Source organism: Halopseudomonas oceani (genome assembly GCF_963677335.1).
Taxonomy (GTDB): Bacteria; Pseudomonadota; Gammaproteobacteria; order Pseudomonadales; family Pseudomonadaceae; genus Halopseudomonas; species Halopseudomonas oceani.
Genome location: NZ_OY781932.1, coordinates 1124277 through 1145680 on the forward strand (window position 1 = coordinate 1124277; position 21404 = coordinate 1145680).

General features: G+C 58.4%; 16 protein-coding genes, 1 other RNA gene and 3 pseudogenes. 9 read left to right on the top strand and 11 right to left on the bottom strand.

All coding sequences use genetic code 11. The annotated features are described in order from the left end of the window. Positions 1-66 precede the first annotated feature (66 nt). A complete protein-coding gene (locus tag ACKPCU_RS05260; RefSeq protein WP_321350451.1) occupies positions 67-3267 on the top strand; it encodes a type I restriction endonuclease subunit R in 3201 nt (1066 codons plus the stop codon). 113 nt (positions 3268-3380) lie between these two features. After that, a complete protein-coding gene (locus ACKPCU_RS05265; RefSeq protein ID WP_407651850.1) occupies positions 3381-3503 on the top strand; it encodes a M48 metallopeptidase family protein in 123 nt (40 codons plus the stop codon). A gap of 74 nt (positions 3504-3577) precedes the next feature. Here the strand turns inward: ACKPCU_RS05265 and ACKPCU_RS05270 are convergent, their stop codons facing one another. Continuing rightward, on the bottom strand, positions 3578-4648 hold the full coding sequence (locus tag ACKPCU_RS05270) for an AraC family transcriptional regulator (RefSeq protein WP_321350453.1): 1071 nt from the start codon (positions 4646-4648) through the stop codon (positions 3578-3580). A gap of 63 nt (positions 4649-4711) precedes the next feature. Here ACKPCU_RS05270 and ACKPCU_RS05275 point away from each other — a divergent pair, with 63 nt between their 5' ends. Beyond that, complete coding sequence (locus ACKPCU_RS05275; RefSeq protein ID WP_321350455.1) at positions 4712-6205, top strand: flavin-containing monooxygenase; 1494 nt, start codon at positions 4712-4714, stop codon at positions 6203-6205. Positions 6206-6432: 227 nt separating this feature from the next. Here ACKPCU_RS05275 and ACKPCU_RS05280 read toward each other — a convergent pair whose 3' ends face one another. The 5 genes from ACKPCU_RS05280 to ACKPCU_RS05300 all read right to left on the bottom strand — a co-directional run bounded on the left by ACKPCU_RS05280 (position 6433) and on the right by ACKPCU_RS05300 (position 12086). Then, complete coding sequence (locus ACKPCU_RS05280; protein WP_321350458.1) at positions 6433-7524, bottom strand: cytochrome-c peroxidase; 1092 nt, start codon at positions 7522-7524, stop codon at positions 6433-6435. Then, positions 7524-10268, bottom strand: a complete 2745-nt coding sequence (locus ACKPCU_RS05285) for a TonB-dependent receptor (protein ID WP_321350460.1) — start codon at positions 10266-10268, stop codon at positions 7524-7526. Before ACKPCU_RS05285 ends, ACKPCU_RS05280 begins: the two co-directional genes overlap by 1 nt. Positions 10269-10374: 106 nt before the next feature. Then, positions 10375-11349 (bottom strand): FecR family protein, encoded by a 975-nt coding sequence (locus ACKPCU_RS05290; protein ID WP_321350462.1) that lies wholly within the window; start codon positions 11347-11349, stop codon positions 10375-10377. 1 nt (position 11350) lies between these two features. Beyond that, the gene (locus ACKPCU_RS05295) at positions 11351-11860 is read right to left on the bottom strand and encodes a sigma-70 family RNA polymerase sigma factor (protein ID WP_321350464.1); all 510 of its coding nucleotides are present in this window, start codon (positions 11858-11860) and stop codon (positions 11351-11353) included. Between the two features lie 115 nt (positions 11861-11975). Beyond that, positions 11976-12086, bottom strand: a complete 111-nt coding sequence (locus ACKPCU_RS05300) for a helicase C-terminal domain-containing protein (RefSeq protein WP_321350466.1) — start codon at positions 12084-12086, stop codon at positions 11976-11978. A 236-nt stretch (positions 12087-12322) separates the two neighbouring features. Here ACKPCU_RS05300 and ACKPCU_RS05305 point away from each other — a divergent pair. Further along, positions 12323-13463 (top strand): annotated as a pseudogene (locus ACKPCU_RS05305) (IS3 family transposase). A 207-nt stretch (positions 13464-13670) separates the two neighbouring features. Then, positions 13671-13997, top strand: a complete 327-nt coding sequence (locus ACKPCU_RS05310; RefSeq protein WP_321350468.1) for a hypothetical protein — start codon at positions 13671-13673, stop codon at positions 13995-13997. Between the two features lie 65 nt (positions 13998-14062). Here ACKPCU_RS05310 and ACKPCU_RS05315 read toward each other — a convergent pair. From ACKPCU_RS05315 to smpB, 3 genes and pseudogenes are all read right to left on the bottom strand, one after another. After that, positions 14063-14997, bottom strand: a pseudogene (locus tag ACKPCU_RS05315) (tyrosine-type recombinase/integrase). Between the two features lie 176 nt (positions 14998-15173). Continuing rightward, positions 15174-15527: a transfer-messenger RNA gene (gene ssrA / locus ACKPCU_RS05320) on the bottom strand. Positions 15528-15735: 208 nt separating this feature from the next. Continuing rightward, positions 15736-16218: an SsrA-binding protein SmpB gene (smpB, locus tag ACKPCU_RS05325; RefSeq protein ID WP_104739285.1), complete on the bottom strand. Its 483-nt coding sequence runs from the start codon at positions 16216-16218 to the stop codon at positions 15736-15738. 146 nt (positions 16219-16364) lie between these two features. Between smpB and ACKPCU_RS05330 the strand changes: the two genes are divergently transcribed. From ACKPCU_RS05330 to ACKPCU_RS05340, 3 genes are read left to right on the top strand one after another with little or no spacing between them, the layout of a single operon-like run. Further along, positions 16365-17768, top strand: coding sequence for a sodium-dependent transporter (locus ACKPCU_RS05330; RefSeq protein ID WP_321350470.1), 1404 nt, complete (start codon positions 16365-16367; stop codon positions 17766-17768). Between the two features lie 7 nt (positions 17769-17775). Then, a complete protein-coding gene (locus ACKPCU_RS05335) occupies positions 17776-18210 on the top strand; it encodes a type II toxin-antitoxin system RatA family toxin (RefSeq protein ID WP_104739287.1) in 435 nt (144 codons plus the stop codon). Further along, positions 18203-18514 carry an RnfH family protein gene (locus ACKPCU_RS05340; protein WP_321350472.1) on the top strand — a complete coding sequence of 104 codons (312 nt, stop codon included), beginning with the start codon at positions 18203-18205 and terminating at the stop codon, positions 18512-18514. Before ACKPCU_RS05335 ends, ACKPCU_RS05340 begins: the two co-directional genes overlap by 8 nt. Before the next feature lie 89 nt (positions 18515-18603). Here the strand turns inward: ACKPCU_RS05340 and ACKPCU_RS05345 are convergent. Then, positions 18604-18963 (bottom strand): annotated as a pseudogene (locus tag ACKPCU_RS05345) (outer membrane protein assembly factor BamE); the annotation flags it as partial. A gap of 124 nt (positions 18964-19087) precedes the next feature. Here ACKPCU_RS05345 and fur point away from each other — a divergent pair. Next, complete coding sequence (gene fur, locus ACKPCU_RS05350) at positions 19088-19498, top strand: ferric iron uptake transcriptional regulator (protein WP_104739290.1); 411 nt, start codon at positions 19088-19090, stop codon at positions 19496-19498. 52 nt (positions 19499-19550) lie between these two features. Here the strand turns inward: fur and recN are convergent, their stop codons facing one another. Next, positions 19551-21224 (bottom strand): DNA repair protein RecN, encoded by a 1674-nt coding sequence (recN, locus tag ACKPCU_RS05355; protein WP_321350478.1) that lies wholly within the window; start codon positions 21222-21224, stop codon positions 19551-19553. Between the last annotated feature and the right edge of the window lie 180 nt (positions 21225-21404).

Sequence of the window (21404 nt, forward strand, 5' to 3'; positions counted from 1 at the left end):
AAGGAAATTCATATGTAAGAAAAGCGGCTCGATCTTCAATTCAAGGAATGGCGGTTAGGGGTAGGCATGGCGGACAGCAAGGAATATCAGTTTCAACAGGACATCATCACCGCCATGGTCGCCCAAGGCTGGCTCACCGGCCCGGCCAGCGGCTATGACCGGCGCACGGCGCTGTATACCGAGGACTTTCTCGGCTACTTCAAAGAGGCCTGGCCGGAGCGTTGGGACAAGTTCGCCAAGGCCAACCCGAACAACCCGGAAGCGGTGCTGGTACAGAAGCTGGTGCGCGAGCTGGAGCAGGACGGCACCCTGGATGTGCTGCGCCATGGCTTCAAGCTGCCGGGGGTGAAGATCGAGGTCTGCAGCTTCAAGCCCGACCACGGTATGAACCCGGATACCCTCAAGCGCTACCAGTGCAACCGCCTGCGCGTGGTGCCGGAGGTGTCGTATTCTCCTCACTACCGCGAGGGCGAGTACAACCCACGCCTTGATCTGGTGCTGTTCGTCAACGGTATCCCCGTCGCCACGCTGGAGCTGAAAAGCGAGTTTAAGCAGAGCGTGGAAAACGCCAAGCGCCAGTACCGCTATGACCGCCCGGTAAAAGATCCGCTGACACGCAAATCCGAGCCGCTGCTGACCTTTAAGCGTGGCGCGCTGGTGCACTTTGCCGTGAGCCAGGATGAGGTGGCGATGACCACCAAACTGGCGGGCAAGGAGACCTTCTTCCTGCCGTTTAACCTCGGCAGCCTCGACGGCGGTGCGGGCAACCCGCCCGCGCCGGATGACAGCCAGTACGCCACCGGCTACCTGTGGCAGCGCCTGTTCCAGCCCGATGCCTGGCTCAAGGTGTTGGGCCGCTTCCTGCACCTGCAGAAGAGCGTGAAGGAAGATGCCGACGGCAAGCGCGTCACCAAGGAAACCCTGATCTTCCCGCGCTACCACCAGTGGGAAGTGGTCAACACGCTGATCGAGACCACCCGCAATGAGGGGCCGGGTAAGCGTTACCTGATCCAGCACAGCGCAGGCTCGGGCAAGTCCAACTCGATTGCCTGGACGGCGCATCAGTTGGCCTCGCTCTACGATGCCGAGGGCCGGCGCCTGTTCAACTCCGTGATTGTGATTACCGACCGCACCGTGCTGGACAAGCAGCTGCAAGACACCATCTACCAGTTCGAGCACGCCCAGGGCGTGGTTAAGTGCATCACCCGCGATATCGGTAACCAGAGCAAGTCTGAGCAACTGGCCGAGGCGCTGGCCGAGCAGACGCGCATCATCATCGTCACCATCCAGACCTTTCCGGCATTGTTCGATGCCCTGGACAAGTATCCCAAGCTAGCCAGCGGCCGCTATGCGGTGATCGCCGACGAGGCGCATTCCTCGCAGACCGGCTCCTCGGCCAGCAAGCTCAAGCAGATTCTTGGCAGCGATGATGTTGTTGGAAACGAAGGGGACGTCGAAGAAATCAGCGCCGAAGAGCTACTGGACGCCGCCGTCGCTGCCCGTGCGCCCAACGAGCGGATCAGCTACTACGCCTTCACCGCCACGCCCAAAGCGAAGACCCTGGAGCTGTTTGGTCGCGTACCTGATCCGACCTTGCCGCCGAGTGCGGACAACAAGCCCGAGGCGTTTCACCTGTATTCCATGCGCCAGGCCATTGAGGAAGGTTTTATCCTCGATGTGCTGCAGAACTACACCACCTACAGCACCGCCTGGAAGATCGCCCACCCGGACGGCGACGACGAGGAAGTGGACTCGAAAAAAGCGCGCATGAAGCTGGCGCGCTGGGTGCGCCTGCATCCGTACAACATCAGCCAGAAAGTGGAGGTGATCGTCGAGCACTTCCGCGCCAATATCCGTCACCTGCTGGGCGGGCAGGCCAAGGCCATGGTGGTCACCAGCAGCCGGCAGGAAGCGGTGCGCTATCAGCTGGCGGTGAATGCGTATGTGCAGCAGATGGGCTATACCGATGTGCACCCGCTGGTGGCCTTCTCCGGCAGTGTGCTGCCGGATGAGGTGATTCCTGAAGAAGTAACCGAAAGCAGCAGCCTGCTCAACCCCGGTCTGAACGGCCGTGATCTGGCGGAAGCCTTCGACACCCAGGACTTCAACGTGATGATTGTCGCCAACAAGTACCAGACCGGCTTCGATCAGCCCAAGCTGTGCGCCATGTACGTGGACAAGAAGCTGCAAGGCGTGGACTGCGTGCAAACCCTGTCGCGCCTGAACCGCACCTTTGGTGACAGCAAGCCGACCTTCATCCTCGACTTCTTCAACGATGCACAGGACATTCTCGACGCCTTTCTGCCGTACTACACCAAGGCCGAACTGACCGACGTAACCGATCCGCAGCTCATCTATGACATTCAAAAGAAACTGGATGCCGAAGGGATCTATTACTGGCAGGAGGTGGAGGCATTCGCCATGGCCTTCTTCGACCCCAAGGCAGCGGCCAGCAAACTCAGCTACTACTGCGCGCCGGCCAAGGAGCGCTTTGCCAAGCGCTACAAGCTGGCCCAGGAATCCCGCCAGCAGGCGTTCGACTTCAAGCGCACTGCTGAAAAGAACGGCGATAGCGCCGGCCTGAAAAAGGCCGAGGCGGCGCTCAAGGAAGCGGGCGAGCAGGTGGATCAGCTCGACCTGTTCAAGAAGAACCTGCAGAGCTTCGTGCGGTTGTATGAGTTTCTCTCACAGATCATCCCTTACGAAGATCACGAGTTGGAGCAGCTGTGCGTGTATGCCAAGCACCTGCACCCGCTGCTGCGCGTAGACCGACTGGATCAGGAAGACGTGGACGTGGGCGAGCTGCAACTGACCCACTACCGCCTGACCAAACGCGCCGAGCATCAGCTGCGCCTGAGTGAAGAGGGCGGCGAATACAGTCTCGACCCGGCCACCGGGCTGGGCAGCGGCAAGCCCCATGACCCAGAGAAGAAACGCCTGTCAGAAATCATCGAAGCGCTGAACGATATCTTCGGCGCGGAGGTGAGTGATGAAGACCAGCTGGAGTTTCTCAGCGGCATCGCCAAGCGCATCAGCCGACAAGAGGATGTGATGGCCCAAGTGAATAGCCATTCCGTGGAGCAGGTGATGCATGGCCTGTTTCCCAAGCGGGTGTTGGATACCGTGCTCGACGCCATGACTGATCACGAGAAGCTTTCGCTGGAGGTGTTGGATAACGAAACCAAGAGCCGGGCGTTTGCGCTAGTGATCTTGAAAATGTTGAAGTCGGCTGCCGGTATCGACGGGAACGTCATGGGCGGTAGCTGACTGTCACGAGCTAGGCCGCAACTACCGTCTGAAGGTCGAGGCGGGCAACTTTGCGCCGGTGACGCTGCTGGAGAAGGTGACGCGCTACGAGCCGAGTCCACGAGCTGTGCCACCTGACCCGCCACGACCACTCGCAGGCCTTCTGGCGCGAGGTGGAGCGGGTGATGCCGGATTATCAGCAGTGCCGTGACTGGTTAAGGGCCAACGCGGCGAAGCGGGTGTTTGAGGCGCCTTGATGAGGTGGCAGCCTCGCCAGGTTGCTGAACCGCAAACCGCTGATCTGTCCCTGCCGAAATCCCCTGTGACCGCGCTATTGCGGCAGACGCATGCGCAGTCTGTCGGCGTCCTTGCGGATGGACGATGGGGGCGCTGAAAACCAGCGTTGGCACATCCGGGTGAGAACCGACTGGTCCGCCAGCCCAAGCAGGTCGGCGATCTGGGCAAGGGGGATATGGGTTTCACACAGATAGTGTTCGGCTGCGCTGCGCCTGATGCTATCGCGGATGGCATCGAAGGTTTGGTGTTCTGCGCTCAACCGACGTTGCAGGGTGCGTGGGTGCAGAAACAGCAGGGCCGCAATCGCGTCCTTGCTGCCGCCGGTGGTGCTGAGGGTGGCGCGCAGCGCGCGCTGAACCTGCTCGGTGGTTGATTGGGTCTGGTCGCCGTAGTATCGCTGCAGATAGTCCAATGCGATGGTGCGCAGGCTGGCGTTGACCCCGGTCAGGTCGCTTTCCAGAGTCTGTGGCGAGATCCAGAGTGAGGCATGCGGCTGGTCGAACGCTACCGGAGCGTTGAAAAAACGGCGGTATGCCTGCTCGTCTGCCAACGGGCTGTGCGGCAGGCTGACGGCGAGCAGTTGGTATTGGCTGGCCGCGAAGAACTTGACCATGCGGTGCAGCACGCCAAGGCACTGTTCGATGGTCTGCCGCTGCCGTGTGACCTGCGCAAGGGCGATTTCCATCCGCAGTTCGATGCCGCGCGAGTTGCTTCGGGCAGGCTCCAGGACGCTGAAAATCAGCGCTGGGCTGTGGATGAACATAAAGCGTGAGGTGGTTGCCAGTGCTTCGCGCACGCTGGCTGAATTCTGGATGGCGGCGGCCAGCGGGCCGAGCACTTGAACGTCCTGAAAGGCGGCCAGCTGCAGGCCGATATCAGCCCGGCGGGTGAGGCGGGCGCTGTCTTCCATCAGCGCCATGATCGGCTCCAGCGGCACCATATCATCGTGGTTTTCACCGAGGTCGAGTGGCAGGCCGTGTCGCTCCAGCATGGCGCGTGGATCGACCCCGAGCTGTTGCATCAGCTCGGAGTAGCCCTTCATTCCGGTCGATCTCACTACGGCGGTCATGTCTCGCAGGGTAAAAAGAATGTCTCGCAGGATCAAGATATGCGTCGTGTTCGTGCGCAGTATTGGCAGCACAAGAATAAATCATGGCGGAGATTGAACATGAGCACACAGCATTTCGACGTTCTGATTGCTGGCGCGGGTCTGTCAGGCATCGGCACGGCCTGCCACATTCAGCGTGCCTTTCCCGACAAGAAACTGGTACTCCTCGAGCGCCGGCAGAATCTGGGCGGAACCTGGGATCTGTTCCGTTACCCCGGCATCCGCTCGGACTCCGACATGTTCAGCTTCGGCTATGCGTTTCGTCCCTGGAATGAGTTGAAAGTACTGGCAGACGGCCCCTCCATTCGCCAGTACATTGCCGACACGGCAAAGCAATACAAGGTCGACGAGAAGATCCAGTACGGTCTGAAAATTCTCAGCGCCGAATGGTCGAGTGAACATCGCCTGTGGACGCTGGAGGCCGAAGAGGAAGCGACGGGGGCCAAACGCCGTTTCACCTGTGACTTTTTCATCAGTTGTACCGGTTACTACAATCACGATGCGGGTTTCCTACCCACGTTCCCCGGCGAGGAGCGGTATCAGGGGCTGCGCATTCACCCGCAGCATTGGCCCGAAGATCTGGACTACAGCGGTAAAACGGTGCTGGTCATCGGCAGTGGGGCGACAGCGGTGACGCTGGTTCCGGCGATGGCCGACAAGGCTGCCCACGTGACCATGCTGCAGCGCTCGCCAAGCTATATTTTCTCGGTGCCCGGCCTGGACAAGATGTCTGCCGTGCTGCAGCGCTTTCTGCCGGAGAAGTGGGTCTACAACTTTGCCCGCAGCCGCAATATCCGTATTCAACGCTGGCTCTACGAAGCCTGCCGCCGCTGGCCCAAGACCATGCGCCGTTTCCTGCTCTGGCGTACCCGCAGCCAGTTGGGCAAGGATTTCGACATGACCCACTTCACGCCCAAGTACATGCCCTGGGACGAGCGGCTGTGTGCGGTACCTGATGGTGACCTGTTCAAGGCGCTGCGTAATGGCAAGGCCTCGGTTGAGACCGATCATATCGAGACCTTCACCGAAACCGGCATTCGCTTGAAGTCTGGCAAGCAGCTTGACGCCGATATCATCATCAGCGCGACCGGCCTGAATCTGCAGATGCTCGGCGGTATCCAGCTGCGTATCGACGGCAAGCCGCGACAGCTCAGCGACTCGATGACCTACAAGGGGTTGTTGCTGCAGAACGTCCCCAACATGGCGTGGATTTTTGGCTACACCAACGCACCCTGGACGCTGAAGTCAGATCTTTCCGGTCAGTATCTCTGCCGCCTGTTCAGTCATATGCAAGAGCGAAATCTTGACGTGGTGATGCCTCGCGATGTGGAAGGCTGCACCACCGGTGGCGGCGTACTGGACAGCCTCGCCTCAGGTTATGTGCAGCGGGCCAAGGACCTGTTGCCGCGCCAGGGCAGCAAACTGCCGTGGAAGGTCATGATGCACTTTGAACGCGACTCGCAGATGCTGCTGGAGGAGCCGATCGAAGACGGCATCCTGCAGTTTGAACTGGCGCGCGAGGAACACGTCACCCCGCTGCGTCGCTCGGCCTGAGTCGTGGACGCGCAGGTGAATGCGGCCGAGTTCAAACGAGCAGCCACTGGCAGCCCCCGTTCGGTCACCTGCTTGACCGCTTCGATTTTGAGTTCTTCGGGATAACGCGGGTTGCTCATCGCAGCTTTGGGTGGGGCGTATTATGAGACCTAGAGGTGGCTACGAAACTAGGCGCGATTCAAGCGTTTAACCACACGGAGTAACTACTGATTGGTCGCGACTGGGTGTCACGGCAGCTCCGCCGTTGGTGCCATGTACGGCATATCGCCGGTCAGTGATAGCAAGAAGGCTTTGAGGTCAGCCAGCTCGCCGGTGCTGAGCCCCAGCGGCTTGATCAGCGGCGACAGCTGGGCCTGCGGCGTTTCATCTCCAGTGCCGATGATCTCTGCGTTCTGCCACCAACCCATGTTGTATAGCGACAGCAGCATATCCAGATCGATAGCCATGCCGGTGTGCACATAGGGCGCTGTCTTGCCGACACCTCGTAATGGTGGCGTGCGAAAGGCGCCAACGTCGGTTGCATCACCGGTTACGCTGTAACGGCCCTTGAAATTGCCAACGGTATGGAATGAGGTGCCGAGGTGATGAAACGACTCATCGCTGAGCAGCGGCCCGTTGTGGCAGTTTATGCAGCGGGCCTTGGTGCGAAACAGATGTAGGCCGCGAATTTCCTGCTCGTCCAGCGCGTCGGTATTGCCGCGCATGAACTGGTCAAAGGGGGTGTTGGTCAGCGTCAACGAACGGCTGAAGCTGGCGATCGCGTTAACGATACGTTCTCTGCTGATGGTTGCATCACCATAGGTGTTGGTGAATAGCTCGGCGTATCCGGGAAGGCGCTGCAGTGTGGCGATGGCCACATCCGGATCGCCCGCCATTTCGACTGGGTTGAGCCAGCTGGCCATAGCCTGTTGTTCCAAGCTGTTGGCGCGACCGTCCCAGAACAGCCGTTGCAGATAGCCGCTGTTGACCACCGTCGGGCTGTTCATGGTACCCACCTGTCGATTATGGCCGATCGCTTGGCGGCGGCCATCGGCCCAGCCGAGATCGGGGTCATGACAACTGGCGCATGCCAGCTGGCCGGAGCCAGACAAGCGTCGTTCAAAGAACAGCTGCTTACCCAGCACCCGACTGGCCTGCGTGCATGGATTACTGGCCGGGCAGGGTGGTTCTGTGGGCAGGGCCGCGAGGGGCTCTGCCTGAATGCCTGCATCCAGAGTGGCGGCGGGCCAGTGCTCTTGCCCCTGACGGTAACGCTCAACCAGCGTTGGGTCGGCGAGCACTTCCCCGACCCAGAACAGCAGTGCAAGGCATAGTCGCATCAGAATCGGTATCCCAGTTCCAGCCAGTACTGGCGACCAACCGCGAACAGCTGTACTCCCTCCTCAGAGCGAGTCACGTTGCTGTTGTTGGTCAGGTTGGCCACATCCACTCGCACATAGGGCGATGAGTCGCCCTTGAGCAGTTGGTACTCCATGCTAACGTCCCAGCTTAGGGTACTGCTTTGGGTATCGACTTCATACTTGTCAAGCCCGGTCGCTGCGTCGAGCCCAAGGTCGCGCACAGATTCATACCCGTCGGTGTAAGTGAGGCTGTTGCGCACATAGAGACGATCGCCAAAAGCCTGGGTGATCAAATCGATGTTGGCGGTGACCGGTGTGGCCATGTCGCCGCCGGGTAGCTCGTTGCGCTTGATGCGACGGCCTTCAAAAATAACGTCAGTTTCGCCGCGGCTGGATGCCAGGTAGCCGCCGGCGCCATCGATATAGGTCGAGTCGGTGCTTTTGTCCATCCAGGACGCGGTGGTCAGCAGGCTCCAGCGCGCGTTACGCCAATTGAGCGGGTTGGATTGCCAGATCAGGTCAACCTGATTGGTCTCGCTGCTGCCACCATTGGTGAAACGATAGACGTCGGTATCGCTGTTGAAAAAGGTGCGCACTTGCTCGCGCCCACGCCGATGGACAAATTGCAAGCCGGCGTGTCCAGCGCCCAGCGGGCCGCTGATGCCCAAGCTGTACTCGTCATCATAAGGCGTTTTCAGGTCGGTATAGCTCCACCGCTGATCTACAGCAACCGCAGACAGCTCCTCGTTTGGATCATTTCGCTCCAGGATGGTGACCATGCTGCGCTCTTTCTCACGCAGCCGATAAGACAGGAACGACTTGCCGTAATAGCGGTTGGCGCCTGCGCTGATGCGGTACTCGTGGCTTTCATCAAGGAAGTATTCCAGCAGTAGCCGCGGTGCAAAATTGGTATTGCCCAGCCAGCCATCGCGCTCGGCGCGCAACCCGGTACGCCAGCCAAACTGGCCATACTCGCCAGTCAGTTCGCTGAACAGCGCTGCGTTCAGGTTGCTGAAATTCAGCTCGCCGGCCTGGTAGACAAGGTTACGGTACAGGTACTGGTCAGTCGGCGACCAGGAGCCGGGGCTCTCTTGCGGGGGGAGTGGCTGGCTAAAATCAAGCCGGTAGCGATTAAAGGTAAAGTTGTTTGCGCGATCCTGACGGTAGCCAATCCAATTGAACTCACCACCGTACTGCCAGGTCATTGATGCGCCCAGAGGCTGAGTAAATCGCAGAGTACTGCCCAGCGTGCGCTGGCTGTTTTCAAGCTCCCCATAACCTCCGACAAAGCTACCACCACCATAAAACGCGGTGTTGTCGTATTGATGCATGACGTTCTCGCCATACTCGCGGTGGTCCGCCGTGATGGCCCCGCGCAGGTTCAGCTCCATTCGACGTGGGCCAAGGTCGCGCGCAAAGTTGACGCTGAGGTTCAAGCCGTGATGCTGGCTTTCAAAGTCTGAATCACTAAAGTTGATCAGAAAACTATCTTCGCTGTAATCACTGTAAGCCAGTGACGCGTTAAGCAGATAATCGCGCTCCAGCATATCCATGCGCACCACGGCATAGCGCGAATGGCTCTCCAGCGCTCGCTCTTCGCTCGGCCGGAAAATACGACCGGTCTCGGAGAGGTAATCAAGATCCATGCTGGACAGCTGCATCTGTTTGATACGCGAGCGCTTTTCGCTGATGCCGGCGAAGATGCCGATATCGCCGACACGGGTAGTGCCGTTAATGCTGGTCTGGCTTTTCCTGAAGTTGGGCTGCAGCTCGCCCGGCACCCCAGTGGGCAGCTGCACGGCGCCATCGCTGAATTCACCTTCCTGCGCCGGATCAACATGAAACTCGGTCCAGGCGTCTTTGGTCATCCGGTGGCTGATGGTCAGGCTATCGCGCCCAGCGTAGGCCCGCGTCTGGGCGCGTACGATGCCACCAGCAAAACCGCCATCAGCAGCCGAAACGTTGACATCAACCACCTCGATACGGTCGAGAAAGTCCGTATCGATAAATAGCCCCTGGGAATGCCCGGCAACACTGGTGTAGTTGTCTGCGCGCTCCTTGGTGGCAGGGTCCAGCAGATTGTCGATGGACGCGCCGTCCAGCTCGATCTTGTTCTGATAGGCCGCAGCACCGCGAATAGAAAATTCGGCTGGTTTCAGGTCACCCTGGCGCAGGCTGGAGCTGGCAGTATTATCGACCCGCACCGAGGGCAGCACGCTGACGCTTTCTGCCAGGTCCGAACGCAGGCCGTCTCGCAATTCGCCCCCTTGCAGTACCTTGACGTCGGGGTTGAGTGAATCGCTTTGCACCAGCAGTAGCGGCAGCATAGCGGACTGGGCGGCGGTCTCGTCCGGAATGCGGATCAGGAACACGCCTTCTGACTGGGCGATAACCTGCAGCGGGCTGCCTGCAAGCAGTGTTGTCAGAGCCTGCTGTACGCTGTACTCACCCTGCAGGCCACTTGAACGATAGCTGGCGACCTGGCCAGCGTTAAACGAGAGCACTACGCCGGTCTGCTCTCCGACTGCGTTCAGCGCACTGGCCATATCGCCGGCCGGCACATTCAGGGTGAAGCGACCACTCTGGGAGGTCTGTGCTGACGCAGCGCCACTGTCCTGCGCTGCTACCCATTGCGGCGAGCCTATCGCTAGGCCGATCACGGTCGCCAACAAGAGTTTACGCACTGGTGGATATTGAGTCGCGTAGTGATGCAGTGCTGGCATGTTGATCCCTGACTAATTTGTGAGTTTCATTCTCATTAACGAATAAGAATCAAAATCAGCTCAGCAGGGTGGATACTTTTTTTAGTCGGTGTTGGAGCTGTACGAATCAGGCGCTAGCGGCCCGTTCACTCAAGCGAATCCAGATCCGCCCGATGCGCTGTACTTCCAGCGGCAGTGTCGCATGCAGAGCGGCAAGCACTTCATCCAAGCGGTCCAGCGGGTAGGTGCCGGATACCTCCAGCGCTGCGACGGCAGGGGCGCACTGAATCAGGCCCGCGTGGTAATGGTTGAGGCGCGCGACAAAGTGCCCGAGGGGCATGCGGTTGGCCACAATCAGGCCATTGCGCCAGGCATCCTCCCCAGCCACCACGGGCTCCAGCCTATAGCCATCAGCCTGAAGCACAGCCGCCTCTCCGGCCTGCAGATGGAACGCCGAAGGCTCGCCGCTGACCTTGACCTCGCCCTGATGCACCGCGACACGCGTCTGTCCTGACTGCTGTTTAACGCTGAAACGTGTGCCGATGGGTGTGATTACCGCTTCGCGAGTGATCACCTCCAGCGGCATGGCGTTGCCGTCACGGGTGGGGAAGCGATGGCTGGTCAGCAAGGCTTCACCCTCTAGCAGCCAGAGCCGCAGGCGCCCCTGATACACCTCTTGGTGCACCGTGGTCCGTGCGTTCAGCAACACCTCGGTGCCGTTATCGAGGCGCAGGCTGAAGGTCTCTGCGCTGCCGGTGCGAGCGTCGGCCTGCCAGCGTTGCCAGGGCTGCCGCTGCACTGCGAGGCTGCCAACCGCTGCAACCAGCATCAGTGCGCCGCCCCCGCGCAGCAGATCGCGGCGAGACAATCCCGGCGCATCCAGACTCTGTGCCAGCGCCTTGACTGGCTGGCCACGCAGCGGCTGCAAGCGCGCATTGATATCATCAACTCGCTGCCAGGCGCGCTGGTTATCCGGATGACTGCGGCACCACTGAGCTATCACGGTAGCGCGATAGCGCTCAGGGTCCGTGGCTTCGCGATAGGCCAGCAGGTGCATGACTGCCTGATTGATTACGTCTTGGGAGAGGAGGGTGGTGCGCATGTTAGGGCCGCTCGGCAAAGTAGCATTGGGTCAAGGCCTGGGTCAGATAGCGCTTCACACTGCTGATAGAAATACTGAGTGCCCCGGCAATCTCGGCCTGTTTCATGCCGTCCAGCTGCGACATCAGAAAGGCCTGCTTGGCCAATGTGGGCAACCCATCCAGCAAACGCTCTACCTGCAACAAGGTCTCGATAATCAGCTGATGCTCTTCCGGCCCGGGCGCAACCGCTTCCGGACGGCTTGCCAATGCATCCAGATACGCCTGCTCAAGACGGGCGCGGCGCCAATGGTCAATCAGCAGGTTCTTTGCGATCGCCATCAGCGTCGCCTGGGCATCACGCGGCGGTTCGGCGTTGGGGCGGGTGATAAAGCGAACAAAGGTGTCCTGCATTAAATCTGCCGCCCGTTGCGAACAGCCCGACTTGCGCTGCAACCAACGCTGCAGCCAGCCTCGGTTGTCGGTGTACAGATCGCTCAGGTAGCGATCGGATGAGGAGTCACGCGTAGGCATCGCAGGCAATTCAAACGGAGGCTAATGGATGGGGGGAGAATTTAAATGATATTAATTCTCATTACAACTATTCGGCTTCCACGTGGGTGTCCCATGCATCGTGAACTGAATTCCGTCAGCGTGGCAGCAAATCGCGCACCGTGCGTTGACCAAAGCGGTCATCCAGCAGGTAGGCCGCGTCCTGATCTTTGGTTGTTCGTATCACTCGCCCGGCGACCTGTTCCACCTTTTGCAGCCCCGTATACAGGTCGGCGTATTCTTAGCTCTGAGCTCTCCCGGCGCTGTTACTGAACATCACCTCAAGGTGCTCACGCATTTCCTCGTTGATCGGGTTGATCTGCGGTAATACGAGAGTCGTAATAAAGGTGCCGATCATGCGAGGCCCCGGTAGGTCAATGTCTGAATCGCCCCTAGTTTCGTAGACACCTCCAGGCCCCATAATACGGCCCATCCAAAGCTGCGATGAGCAACCCGCGTTATCCCGAAGAATTCAAAATCGAAGCAGTCAAACAGGTGATCCAACGAGGTCTACCGGTGGCTGAGGTAGCTGCTCGTTTGGGCATGTTGACCCACAGCCTGTATGCCTGGGTTAAACGCCACAGCAAGCCCGAAAAGCAACGCGGGCAAGAGGATGACCAGCAAGCTGAGCTACGTCGTCTGCGTGCCGAACTCAAGCGCGTGACCGAAGAGCGAGACATCTTAAAAAAGGCCGCCGCGTACTTTGCCAAGGAGTGCGACTGAAGTACGCCCTCATCAGTCAGCTATCCGCAGACTACTCCGTTCGCCGCCTTTGCCTGACCCTGAAAGTACATGCCAGCGGTTACTACGCATGGCTGGCTGAACCGAAGTCGGCACGAGCCAAGGAAGACCAACGCGTGCTTGGCCTGATCAAGCACGCGTGGCTAGAGAGCGGTGGCGTCTACGGCTACCGCAAAATCCACGACGACTTGCGTGAGCTTGGAGAAGCATCGTGTCGCATCGACTGATGCGCTTGGAAGGGCTGCGCTCGCAGACAGGGTATCGCCGTCGACCGGGTCGCTATGGTGGTAAGCCTCCAGTGGCCTCACCGAATCATCTGGATCGTCGATTCAATGTCACCGAACCCAACAAGGTCTAGGTCACGGACATCACCTACATCCGCACCTATGAGGGCTGGTTGTATTTGGCGGTGGTGCTCGATCTGTTCTCGCGGCAGGTAATCGGTTGGTCAATGAAGCCGCAGATGACCAGCGACTTGGCTATTGATGCCTTACTGATGGCCGTTTGGCGCCGCAAGCCAAAGCAGGAAGTGATGATTCACTCAGATCAGGGCAGCCAATTCAGTAGCGGCGACTGGCAGAGTTTTCTGAGAGCCAACAACTTGCTTAGCAGCATGAGTCGACGTGGCAACTGCCATGACAATGCGGTGGCGGAAAGCTTTTTCCAGCTGCTGAAACGGGAGCGAATCAGGCGAAAAATCTACAGCACCAGGCAGAATGCTCGTACTGATGTGTTCGACTACATCGAGATGTTTTACAACCCAAAACGCCGATACGGTTTCAACAACCAGCTGTCGCCGGTAGAGTTTGAGAAGCGACATTTACTGAGCCTGGAAAGTGTCTAAGAAATCCGGGGCGATTCAAAAATCCTTCAAAAGGATTTACTGACTGGTGAGATCCGTCGATACAGCGACGGTTTCCCCCCTCAGATTTTCACGAATTGATTCAGACTCCCAAGCGCCGTTTGGTGCTGATTAGCAGCGCTTGACGATGCAGCTGAGGGGCCCTGTATAACCGTTGTTCGTTCTGACGAATTGGAAAGGAAGGTAGACGTGGAATTTAGTGACGAAGCAATACAGCTGCTCCGTGCCGGCGGCCTTCACATTGAGCTCGAAGCAGTTGTGCTCGGTGCTCATACATTCAAAGCGGCCGGTAAGGACGTGGGGAAGGTGACAGTGGTGGGCACCAAGGGTGGGCCAATGGGCCATTCTATCCAGTGCGAGCCCTATGGGGTTTTTGAGTTGGACGCAGAGTTCAGTGTATATCGTGAACTGGCCAGTCGGCTGGATGAGCCGAAGCGGATCAAGTTCAAGGCTGATCTGAAACCGATCAAGGATCAGGGGGCCTATGCGGTGCATCTGCTTGAGGTTTTGGGGTGAGGGAAACGGTTCGCACAAATGGCGTGCCAGCAGCGTCGGAACTGTTGCGGGGCGAAAGCAGACAGTTAACTTCTAATGGGCACAACATTGCGGGGAGTGTCTGCCGCCACAGATAGGCTCCCGGTGGCGGCGTTCTGGATATGCGCACTCCACCAGGCCATCATCGGTCTTCTGCGCTCTACGTAGTCAGCACGGTTATAGGTGCTCCTCACTTCATTCTTGTCCACATGAGCCAGAGCTACCTCAATTAACTCAGGATTAAACCCGTGTTCGTTCAGGGTAGTGCTGGCTATCGAGCGCATGCCATGGCTAACGAGCCGCCCCTCGAACCCCATGCGTTTCAATGCCATGTTAGCGGTCTGGCTGTTGCAATGGGTGCGTGGGTTGCGGTCGGCAGGGAACACAAACTCCCGGTGACCGCTATAGGGTCGCACAGCCTCTAAAACGGCTAATGCCTGTTCCGTAAGAGGCACAATATGTGCGCGGCGCTTTTTCATGCGCTTGGCTGGAATCGTCCAGGTTTTACGCTCAAAGTCGATGTCAGCCCAGCATGTCGTAGCAGCTTCCGCTGGGCGAGTCATGGTGTGTAGCTGCCATTCAATGAGCGCTAAATGTCCTCAGCGTATGCCTGGGTGACGCCTTCCTTTTTTAGATCGAACCAGGCTTCAGCTACCTTTCTCCGGGTGTGCTCGCTGGCGGCGCGTAGTTGCTGCCTGGCGTTGTCACGCTGTTCTTTGGGGGCGAGACCTTGGGCAATTAGCTGCCTTGCATCAACAGTCAGTTTTCGAGCTTGAGCAAGGCTCGTCTCTGGGTAGGCTCCCAACCCCATGTTGATGCGTTTTTTGGTTACGGGATGGTAATAGTTGAAATTCCACAGCTTAGAGCCATTGCTTCTCACTCGTATCTGAAGGCCGTCGCCATCACCTAGCACGTAGTCGGATGCTTTGGTTGCTGCGTTTTTAATCTTGGCTTCGGTGAGGCGTACAGCTTTGGCGCCCATTCTTGGTATTCCATCAGTGGCTTGGTATTCCAAGAAATACCAGAGGAGGGCGTGGAATACCATGTGGAATGCCAGGAAGCATGGCTTCCCATGGATGTCTATGTATCGTAAGTTATTGATTTTAGGTTGTTTCAGGCACAAAAAAGGACGTCCGTGGACGCCCTTAGATGTATATTTGGTGGAGCCGGGGGGATTTGAACCCCCGTCCGCCAGTCCGCCGCTATCGGTTCTACATGCTTAGCCATCTCTACTTAGTTAACTCCGCGCCGCCCGAGTGGCAGGGTGCTTGGAGCGAGCTGTATAAGTTTTAGCCGTTACGTCTACAGCAAACTTGGCGGCGATCCTGTTCTATCTGTCGGTCAACTTCGGGTTTACAGGCATCCCCTGGTGACCGCTAGCCGGCTTAAGCGGCTAGTGCGTAGTTGTCGTCGTTGGCAACTATAAGTTTGCAGCAGCGAATTTACGAGTTCTGCTACCAGCTCGGCATGCCCCTCAAGTTTTGTAACCGTCGTCGAATCCAAATCGGCCCCAAATCTTTCAGGTCTGTTACTAAGACGCGATTGTACGCGAAAGGTTCCCGCAGTAACAGCGTCCATGCTGCAGGCAAAAAAATACCCTGACTAGCAGGGTATAGGGCGTTACATGCTTTAAACCATAAACCGACTGGTGGAGCAGACCAGCCTGTCATAGGGTATGACGGGCCGGTTGCTGGAAAGTTCACCGGGGTTCGAAAAAAAATTAGCGATGGTTTTCACGGACGACGCGCTGCTTCTCACGATCCCAGTCACGCTCTTTCTCGGACTGACGCTTGTCGAAGTCCTTTTTGCCGCGTACCAGAGCGATTTCGCATTTGACCAGATGGCCTTTCCAGTAGAGCGCCAACGGTACGCACGCGAAGCCCTTGGCTTGCACGCCATTGACCAGCTTGTCCAGCTCGCGGGCGTGCAGTAGCAGTTTGCGTGTGCGCGTTGGGTCGGCAACCACGTGGGTGCTGGCGGTTTTCAGCGGTGTAATGTGTGCGCCGAGCAGGAAGGCCTCGTCGTTCTTGAGCAGGATGTAGCTGTCAACCAGCTGCACCTTACCCTCGCGCAGGCTCTTTACTTCCCAGCCGGTCAGGGCGATGCCGGCTTCGAAGCGCTGCTCGATGAAATAGTCGTGTTTGGCCTTTTTGTTCAGCGCGATGGTGCCGCTGTTGGCCGGAGATTTCTTTTGCTTGCTCATAGGCGCGCCAGTATACCTGTAGTTTTCTATAGTGTATCGACGGATTTGCAGGCTTCTGCGTTTCTTGGTCGCAGGGATTTGACCTTGTGGTGGTTGGTTAAAATCTGGACAATGCGTTCCTTTTTTCGGGTACTCCGGGAATTTTCATGAGCAAAGACACTGTCTCCATCCACGGGATCTGGGCTAGCCGCTGGGTCTTCATTCTTGCGGCGACGGGATCTGCCGTAGGCCTCGGCAATATCTGGAAGTTCCCTTACATGACGGGTGTGTATGGCGGTGGGGCATTTGTTCTGGTCTACCTGATCTGTATCTGCCTGATCGGCTTGCCGGTGATGTTGGCCGAGACCCTGTTGGGGCGTCGCGGGCGACAGAGTCCGGTCAATACCCTGAAAACACTGGCGCGTTACTCGAATGCGTCTTCGGCCTGGTCGTGGGCCGCGGTGATGGGGATGACCGGCGCGTTATTGATTCTCTCTTTCTATAGTGTTGTGGCGGGTTGGGCACTGGATTACATCGTCGGGATGCTGCGCGGCGAGTTTGCCGGCATCAATGGTGATGGGGCTGGCCAGCGTTTTGACAGTCTGGTCAGTGATCCGGTGCGGCTTACGGTCTGGCATTCGCTGTTCATGCTACTGACGGGCTGGGTTATCGCACGCGGTGTGGTGGCCGGGCTGGAGCGCACGTTGCGTATCCTGATGCCAATGTTGTTCGTGCTGCTGGTGGCTCTGCTGGGCTACAGCCTGGCAACAGGGCACTTCATGGAAGGTGTGCACTTCCTTTTTGAGTTTGATCTGGCGAAGGTGCCGGATGGCATTCTTGCTGCGATGGGCCATGCGTTTTTCACGCTGAGTGTGGGTGTCGGGTCGATCATGGTGTTTGGTGCCTATATGCCGCGCAAGGCGTCGATCGGGTCAACCGTCCTGACGGTCGGGTTGCTCGATACTATCGTGGCGCTGACGGCGGGCATGGCATTGTTCCCGGTGGTCTTTGCGGCGGGCCTGCAGCCGAATGAGGGGCCGGGCCTGATGTTTGTCACGCTGCCAATCGCCTTTGGCAATATTGCCGGTGGCAACCTGTTCGGCGTGGTTTTCTTTGTGCTGGTTACCGTCGCGGCCTGGAGTTCTGCGATTTCCATGCTGGAGCCGGCGGTCGCGTTCTGGGTTGAGCGCACCGGCCGTAGCCGGGTCTGGATCACGACGGTAATTGCGCTGCTGTGCTGGGTGGTTGGTCTGGGCACGGTGTTGTCGTTTAACCTGTTGGCTGACGCCCGCTTCTTTGTCTCCGACGCCGATGGCTGGCACCTGTTCCGCTGGACCAGCGAAGGCGGGATGACCTTCTTTGACTCGATCGATTATCTGACCAGTCGTATCATGCTACCGCTCGGCGGGCTGCTGTTTGTACTGTTTGCGGGCTGGGTGCTGGATCGCGAGGTATTTCGTGATGAGCTGGCACTCAAGCATCGTCGCCTGTTCCCGCTGATCTATTCGCTGTTACGCTATGTGGCCCCGACGGGGATCCTGATTATCCTCGTTACCGAACTGACCAAGTGAAGATTGCATGACCCACATTCAGCGCTCGGCTCTGCTGCCATACCCTGCGAGCCATCTGTATAACCTGGTTAACCGGGTGGAACATTATCCAGAGTTTCTGCCTTGGTGCTCCGGTGCGACCGTTCTCAGTGAGACCGACACCGAGATGTGTGCCCGTCTGGACATTGCCAAGGCCGGTATGAGTCAGGCCTTTACTACCCGCAATGCCCTGGTGCCGGGGGAGCGCATCACGCTGCGCCTTGTGGATGGCCCGTTCAGCGATTTTCGTGGTGCCTGGGAGTTCAAGGCGCTGGGCGATTCCGCCTGCAAGATTACTTTGGACCTGCATTTCGAATACGCCGGAGCTCTGGTCAAGGCGACGTTGGGGCCGTTGTTCAATCAGGCCGCCAACGCGATGGTGGATGCGTTCTGTGAGCGCGCCAAGGAGACTTGGGGTGGCTGAGCAGACCATGGTGGTGGAGGTGGCCTATGCGCTACCGCACAAGCAAAAGATCGTGACGCTCAATGTGCCAGAGGGCACCAGCGTGCTTGATGCAGTGCGAATGTCGGGCCTCGATCAGCTCTTTCCCGAGCTGGATATCGATAGCGCTCCGTTGGGTATTTTCGGCAAGGCCGTGCCTAAACCTGCTGAGCGCGTGCTGCAATCGGGAGAGCGGGTTGAGATATATCGTCCGCTGATTGCCGATCCGAAAGAAGTTCGTAAGCAGCGCGCGGCCAAGGCCAAGGCTGCAAAAGCTGAAGAGTAGGAAGTAGAGAAGAGTAGAGCGGGGAAGCGCGGGTGGCTTCCCCGGATTGTCGCTTACTCGCCGGTGCCGAGCGGCGGGCCGAGATCAACCGGGTAGGTTTCGACGGTGTCAGAACTCATGATTTCCTCGTCCTGGCTTTGACCCGGCATAAAGTCGCCGGACAGACCAACCAGACGGTTGTCTTCAAAGTTCAGACTGATGCGCTCCTGTACACGCTCGCTGTGGCCGGACTCCATGCTGTACAGGTAATCCCAGCGATTGGGGTGAAAGGTGTCCTGAATCAGCGGGGTGCCCATGATGTAGCGCACTTGGCGGGTGGTCATGCCAGGGCGTAGTTGGTCAACCATTTCCTGAGTGACTACGTTGCCTTGCTGGATGTCGATCTTGTAGATGCCGGGGACGAAGCCACAGCCTCCGAGAAGACCGATAGAGACACTGCATAACAGCATGAAAAGGATTCGATTAAAGCTTTTTCGCGTCACGTGCTAACATCCGCTATCTTTGGAATGGCTGTATTGCCACGATCATACCCGACTCATCCCGCCCTGCGAAGCGCTGAACGAGAATAGTGACATGGTTGAAAATCAAGAACTCCGCAAAGCTGGCCTGAAGGTGACTCTGCCTCGGGTTAAGATCCTGCAAATGCTCGACGGTTCAAGCGACCGCCACATGAGCGCTGAGGACGTCTATAAGGCGTTGATGGAGGCGGGCGAAGACGTTGGCCTGGCTACTGTCTATCGCGTGTTGACGCAATTTGAAGCTGCCGGACTGGTAGTGCGCCACAATTTCGACGGCGGCCACGCCGTGTTTGAACTGGCTGATGGTGAGCATCACGACCACATGGTCTGTGTCGACTCTGGCGAAGTGGTCGAGTTCTTCGACCCTGAAATCGAGCGGCGTCAGCGCGAGATTGTCAAAGAGCACGGTTATGAGCTGGTCGACCATAATCTGGTGCTTTATGTACGCAAGGCCGGCGGTAAGTAAGCGCTGATCTCGTGCTAGAAAACCGGGCTCTGCCCGGTTTTTTTATGGCTATTCAGTGCGTGACGCTAAGCAGTTTGCGGGCGTGAGCCAACGATTCGTCGGTCAGGTCGACGCCGCCAAGCATGCGGGCGACCTCTTGTACGCGGGCGTTGTCGTCAAGCTGGTCGATGCAGGTGCGGGTGCTGTTGCGTGTCTGCTGCTTGCGTACAAACAAGTGCTGATGGCCTTGTGCGGCGACCTGTGGCAGGTGGGTGACGGTCAGTACCTGGCCGCGAGCACCGAGCTGGCGAAGCAATTGTCCGACGATTTCGGCGGTTGGACCGCCGATGCCGACATCCACCTCATCAAATACGAGCGTCGGGACGCGTGAGGTCTGCGCGGTGATGACCTGAATGCCGAGACTGATACGAGACAGTTCGCCACCTGAGGCAACCTTGGCCAGCGGTTTGGCGGGTTGCCCCGGATTGGCGCTGACCAGGAACTCGACGGTCTCCAGTCCGGTAATTGGGTAGCTGTCTGCGTCCAGCGGAGTCAGCTGCAGCTCAATGCGTCCGCCTGGCATGCCGAGGCGTTGAATTTCCTGGGTTACTGCCTTGGCGAGTTTGGCTGCGCCCTTGCTGCGTTGCGCTGATAGCTTTTCGCTCAGTTGGCGAAAGTGGGCCTGGTAGGCAATCAGTTCTTCCTGCAGGCGCTCGGCGTCGGCGGCTTGCTGTTGCTGGCCTTCCAGTTCGTCGATCAGTTGTTGCTGCAGCGCGGGCAGCTCCTGTGGCTGGACGCGGTGCTTGCGGGCCAATTCAAAGATGGCGCTCAGACGCTCCTCCACATACTGCTGGCGTTCCGGGTCGGCCTCGAAGTGATCGAGGTAGCGGGTCAGCTCACCAACGGCTTCCTCAATTTGAATCTGCGCGCTGGCAATCAGGTCACTGGCTTCGCCCAGTTGGCTGCTGTGAGTCTTGAATGCGTCGAGCCTACCTAGGCTGGCGGTGAGCGCTTCAAGGACGCTGCCGGAGTCGTTTTCGCTGCAGATGTTGATGACCTGCTGGCAGGAATGCAGGATCTGGTCGGCGCTGGCCAGTTGGCGCTGTTCTGCTTCCAGCTCGTTCAGTTCGCCATCCTGCAGGCTGAGGTTGTCCAGTTCGTCCAGTTGGTAGGTGAGCAATTGCTGGCGTGCTGTCTGATCTTCGCTCTGCTGGCTGGCCTGGCGCAGCGCTTTTTCCGTTTGACGGCAGCGTTGGGCGGCAAGCTGCACCTGGCGCGCCAGCTCGCCGGCGCCGGCGTATTCGTCTAGCAGGCGGCGGTGGGTATCGGTTTTCAGCAGTGACTGGTGTTCGTGCTGACTGTGTATGTCGATCAGCATTTCACCAAGGGCGCGCAGATCCTGCTGGGGGCAGGGGGAGCCATTGATGTAGCCGCGCGAGCGACCTTCAGCGGTGATCACCCGACGCAGGATGACCTGTTCGTCGTCCTGTGCAAGGTCGCGTTCGGCAAGCCATTGGCGGGCTTCCGGGATGTCGCGAATGTCGAAGGTGGCAAGAATGTCGGCTTTGTCCGCACCGGGGCGCACCGCGCCGCTGTCTGCCCGGTCGCCCAGAGTCAGGGCGAGTGCATCGAGCATGATGGATTTGCCGGCCCCGGTTTCGCCGGTAATTACACTCATGCCGCCACCCAGTTCGAGCTCAAGGTTGTCGACGATGGCGTAGTTATTGACCGCGAGATGGACCAGCATGGCGCGTGCTCCTGAAGAAAATTGTTCTGGTTGTTTATACAGTAGTTCGCTTCGGGACGACAAGTCCCTCCCGCCTCTGTTGTATCCCTGTGCAAATTGACCCTTGAAGCCGTGTGGACAGTCCCCATATAGGTTGCCAGACCCGATCGGTTGCACCGGTCGTTCGATATTGACTGCGTG

Excerpts from the sequence above, each read along its gene's own strand:
- smpB (WP_104739285.1), bottom strand. The coding sequence starts at position 16,218 with ATGAGCAAGCAAAAGAAATCTCCGGCCAACAGCGGCACCATCGCGCTG.
- ACKPCU_RS05285 (WP_321350460.1), bottom strand. The coding sequence starts at position 10,268 with ATGCCAGCACTGCATCACTACGCGACTCAATATCCACCAGTGCGTAAA.
- ACKPCU_RS05290 (WP_321350462.1), bottom strand. The coding sequence starts at position 11,349 with ATGCGCACCACCCTCCTCTCCCAAGACGTAATCAATCAGGCAGTCATG.
- recN (WP_321350478.1), bottom strand. The coding sequence starts at position 21,224 with ATGCTGGTCCATCTCGCGGTCAATAACTACGCCATCGTCGACAACCTT.
- ACKPCU_RS05260 (WP_321350451.1), top strand. The coding sequence starts at position 67 with ATGGCGGACAGCAAGGAATATCAGTTTCAACAGGACATCATCACCGCC.
- fur (WP_104739290.1), top strand. The coding sequence starts at position 19,088 with ATGGTTGAAAATCAAGAACTCCGCAAAGCTGGCCTGAAGGTGACTCTG.
- ACKPCU_RS05280 (WP_321350458.1), bottom strand. The coding sequence starts at position 7,524 with ATGCGACTATGCCTTGCACTGCTGTTCTGGGTCGGGGAAGTGCTCGCC.
- ACKPCU_RS05330 (WP_321350470.1), top strand. The coding sequence starts at position 16,365 with ATGAGCAAAGACACTGTCTCCATCCACGGGATCTGGGCTAGCCGCTGG.
- ACKPCU_RS05275 (WP_321350455.1), top strand. The coding sequence starts at position 4,712 with ATGAGCACACAGCATTTCGACGTTCTGATTGCTGGCGCGGGTCTGTCA.
- ACKPCU_RS05295 (WP_321350464.1), bottom strand. The coding sequence starts at position 11,860 with ATGCCTACGCGTGACTCCTCATCCGATCGCTACCTGAGCGATCTGTAC.
- ACKPCU_RS05335 (WP_104739287.1), top strand. The coding sequence starts at position 17,776 with ATGACCCACATTCAGCGCTCGGCTCTGCTGCCATACCCTGCGAGCCAT.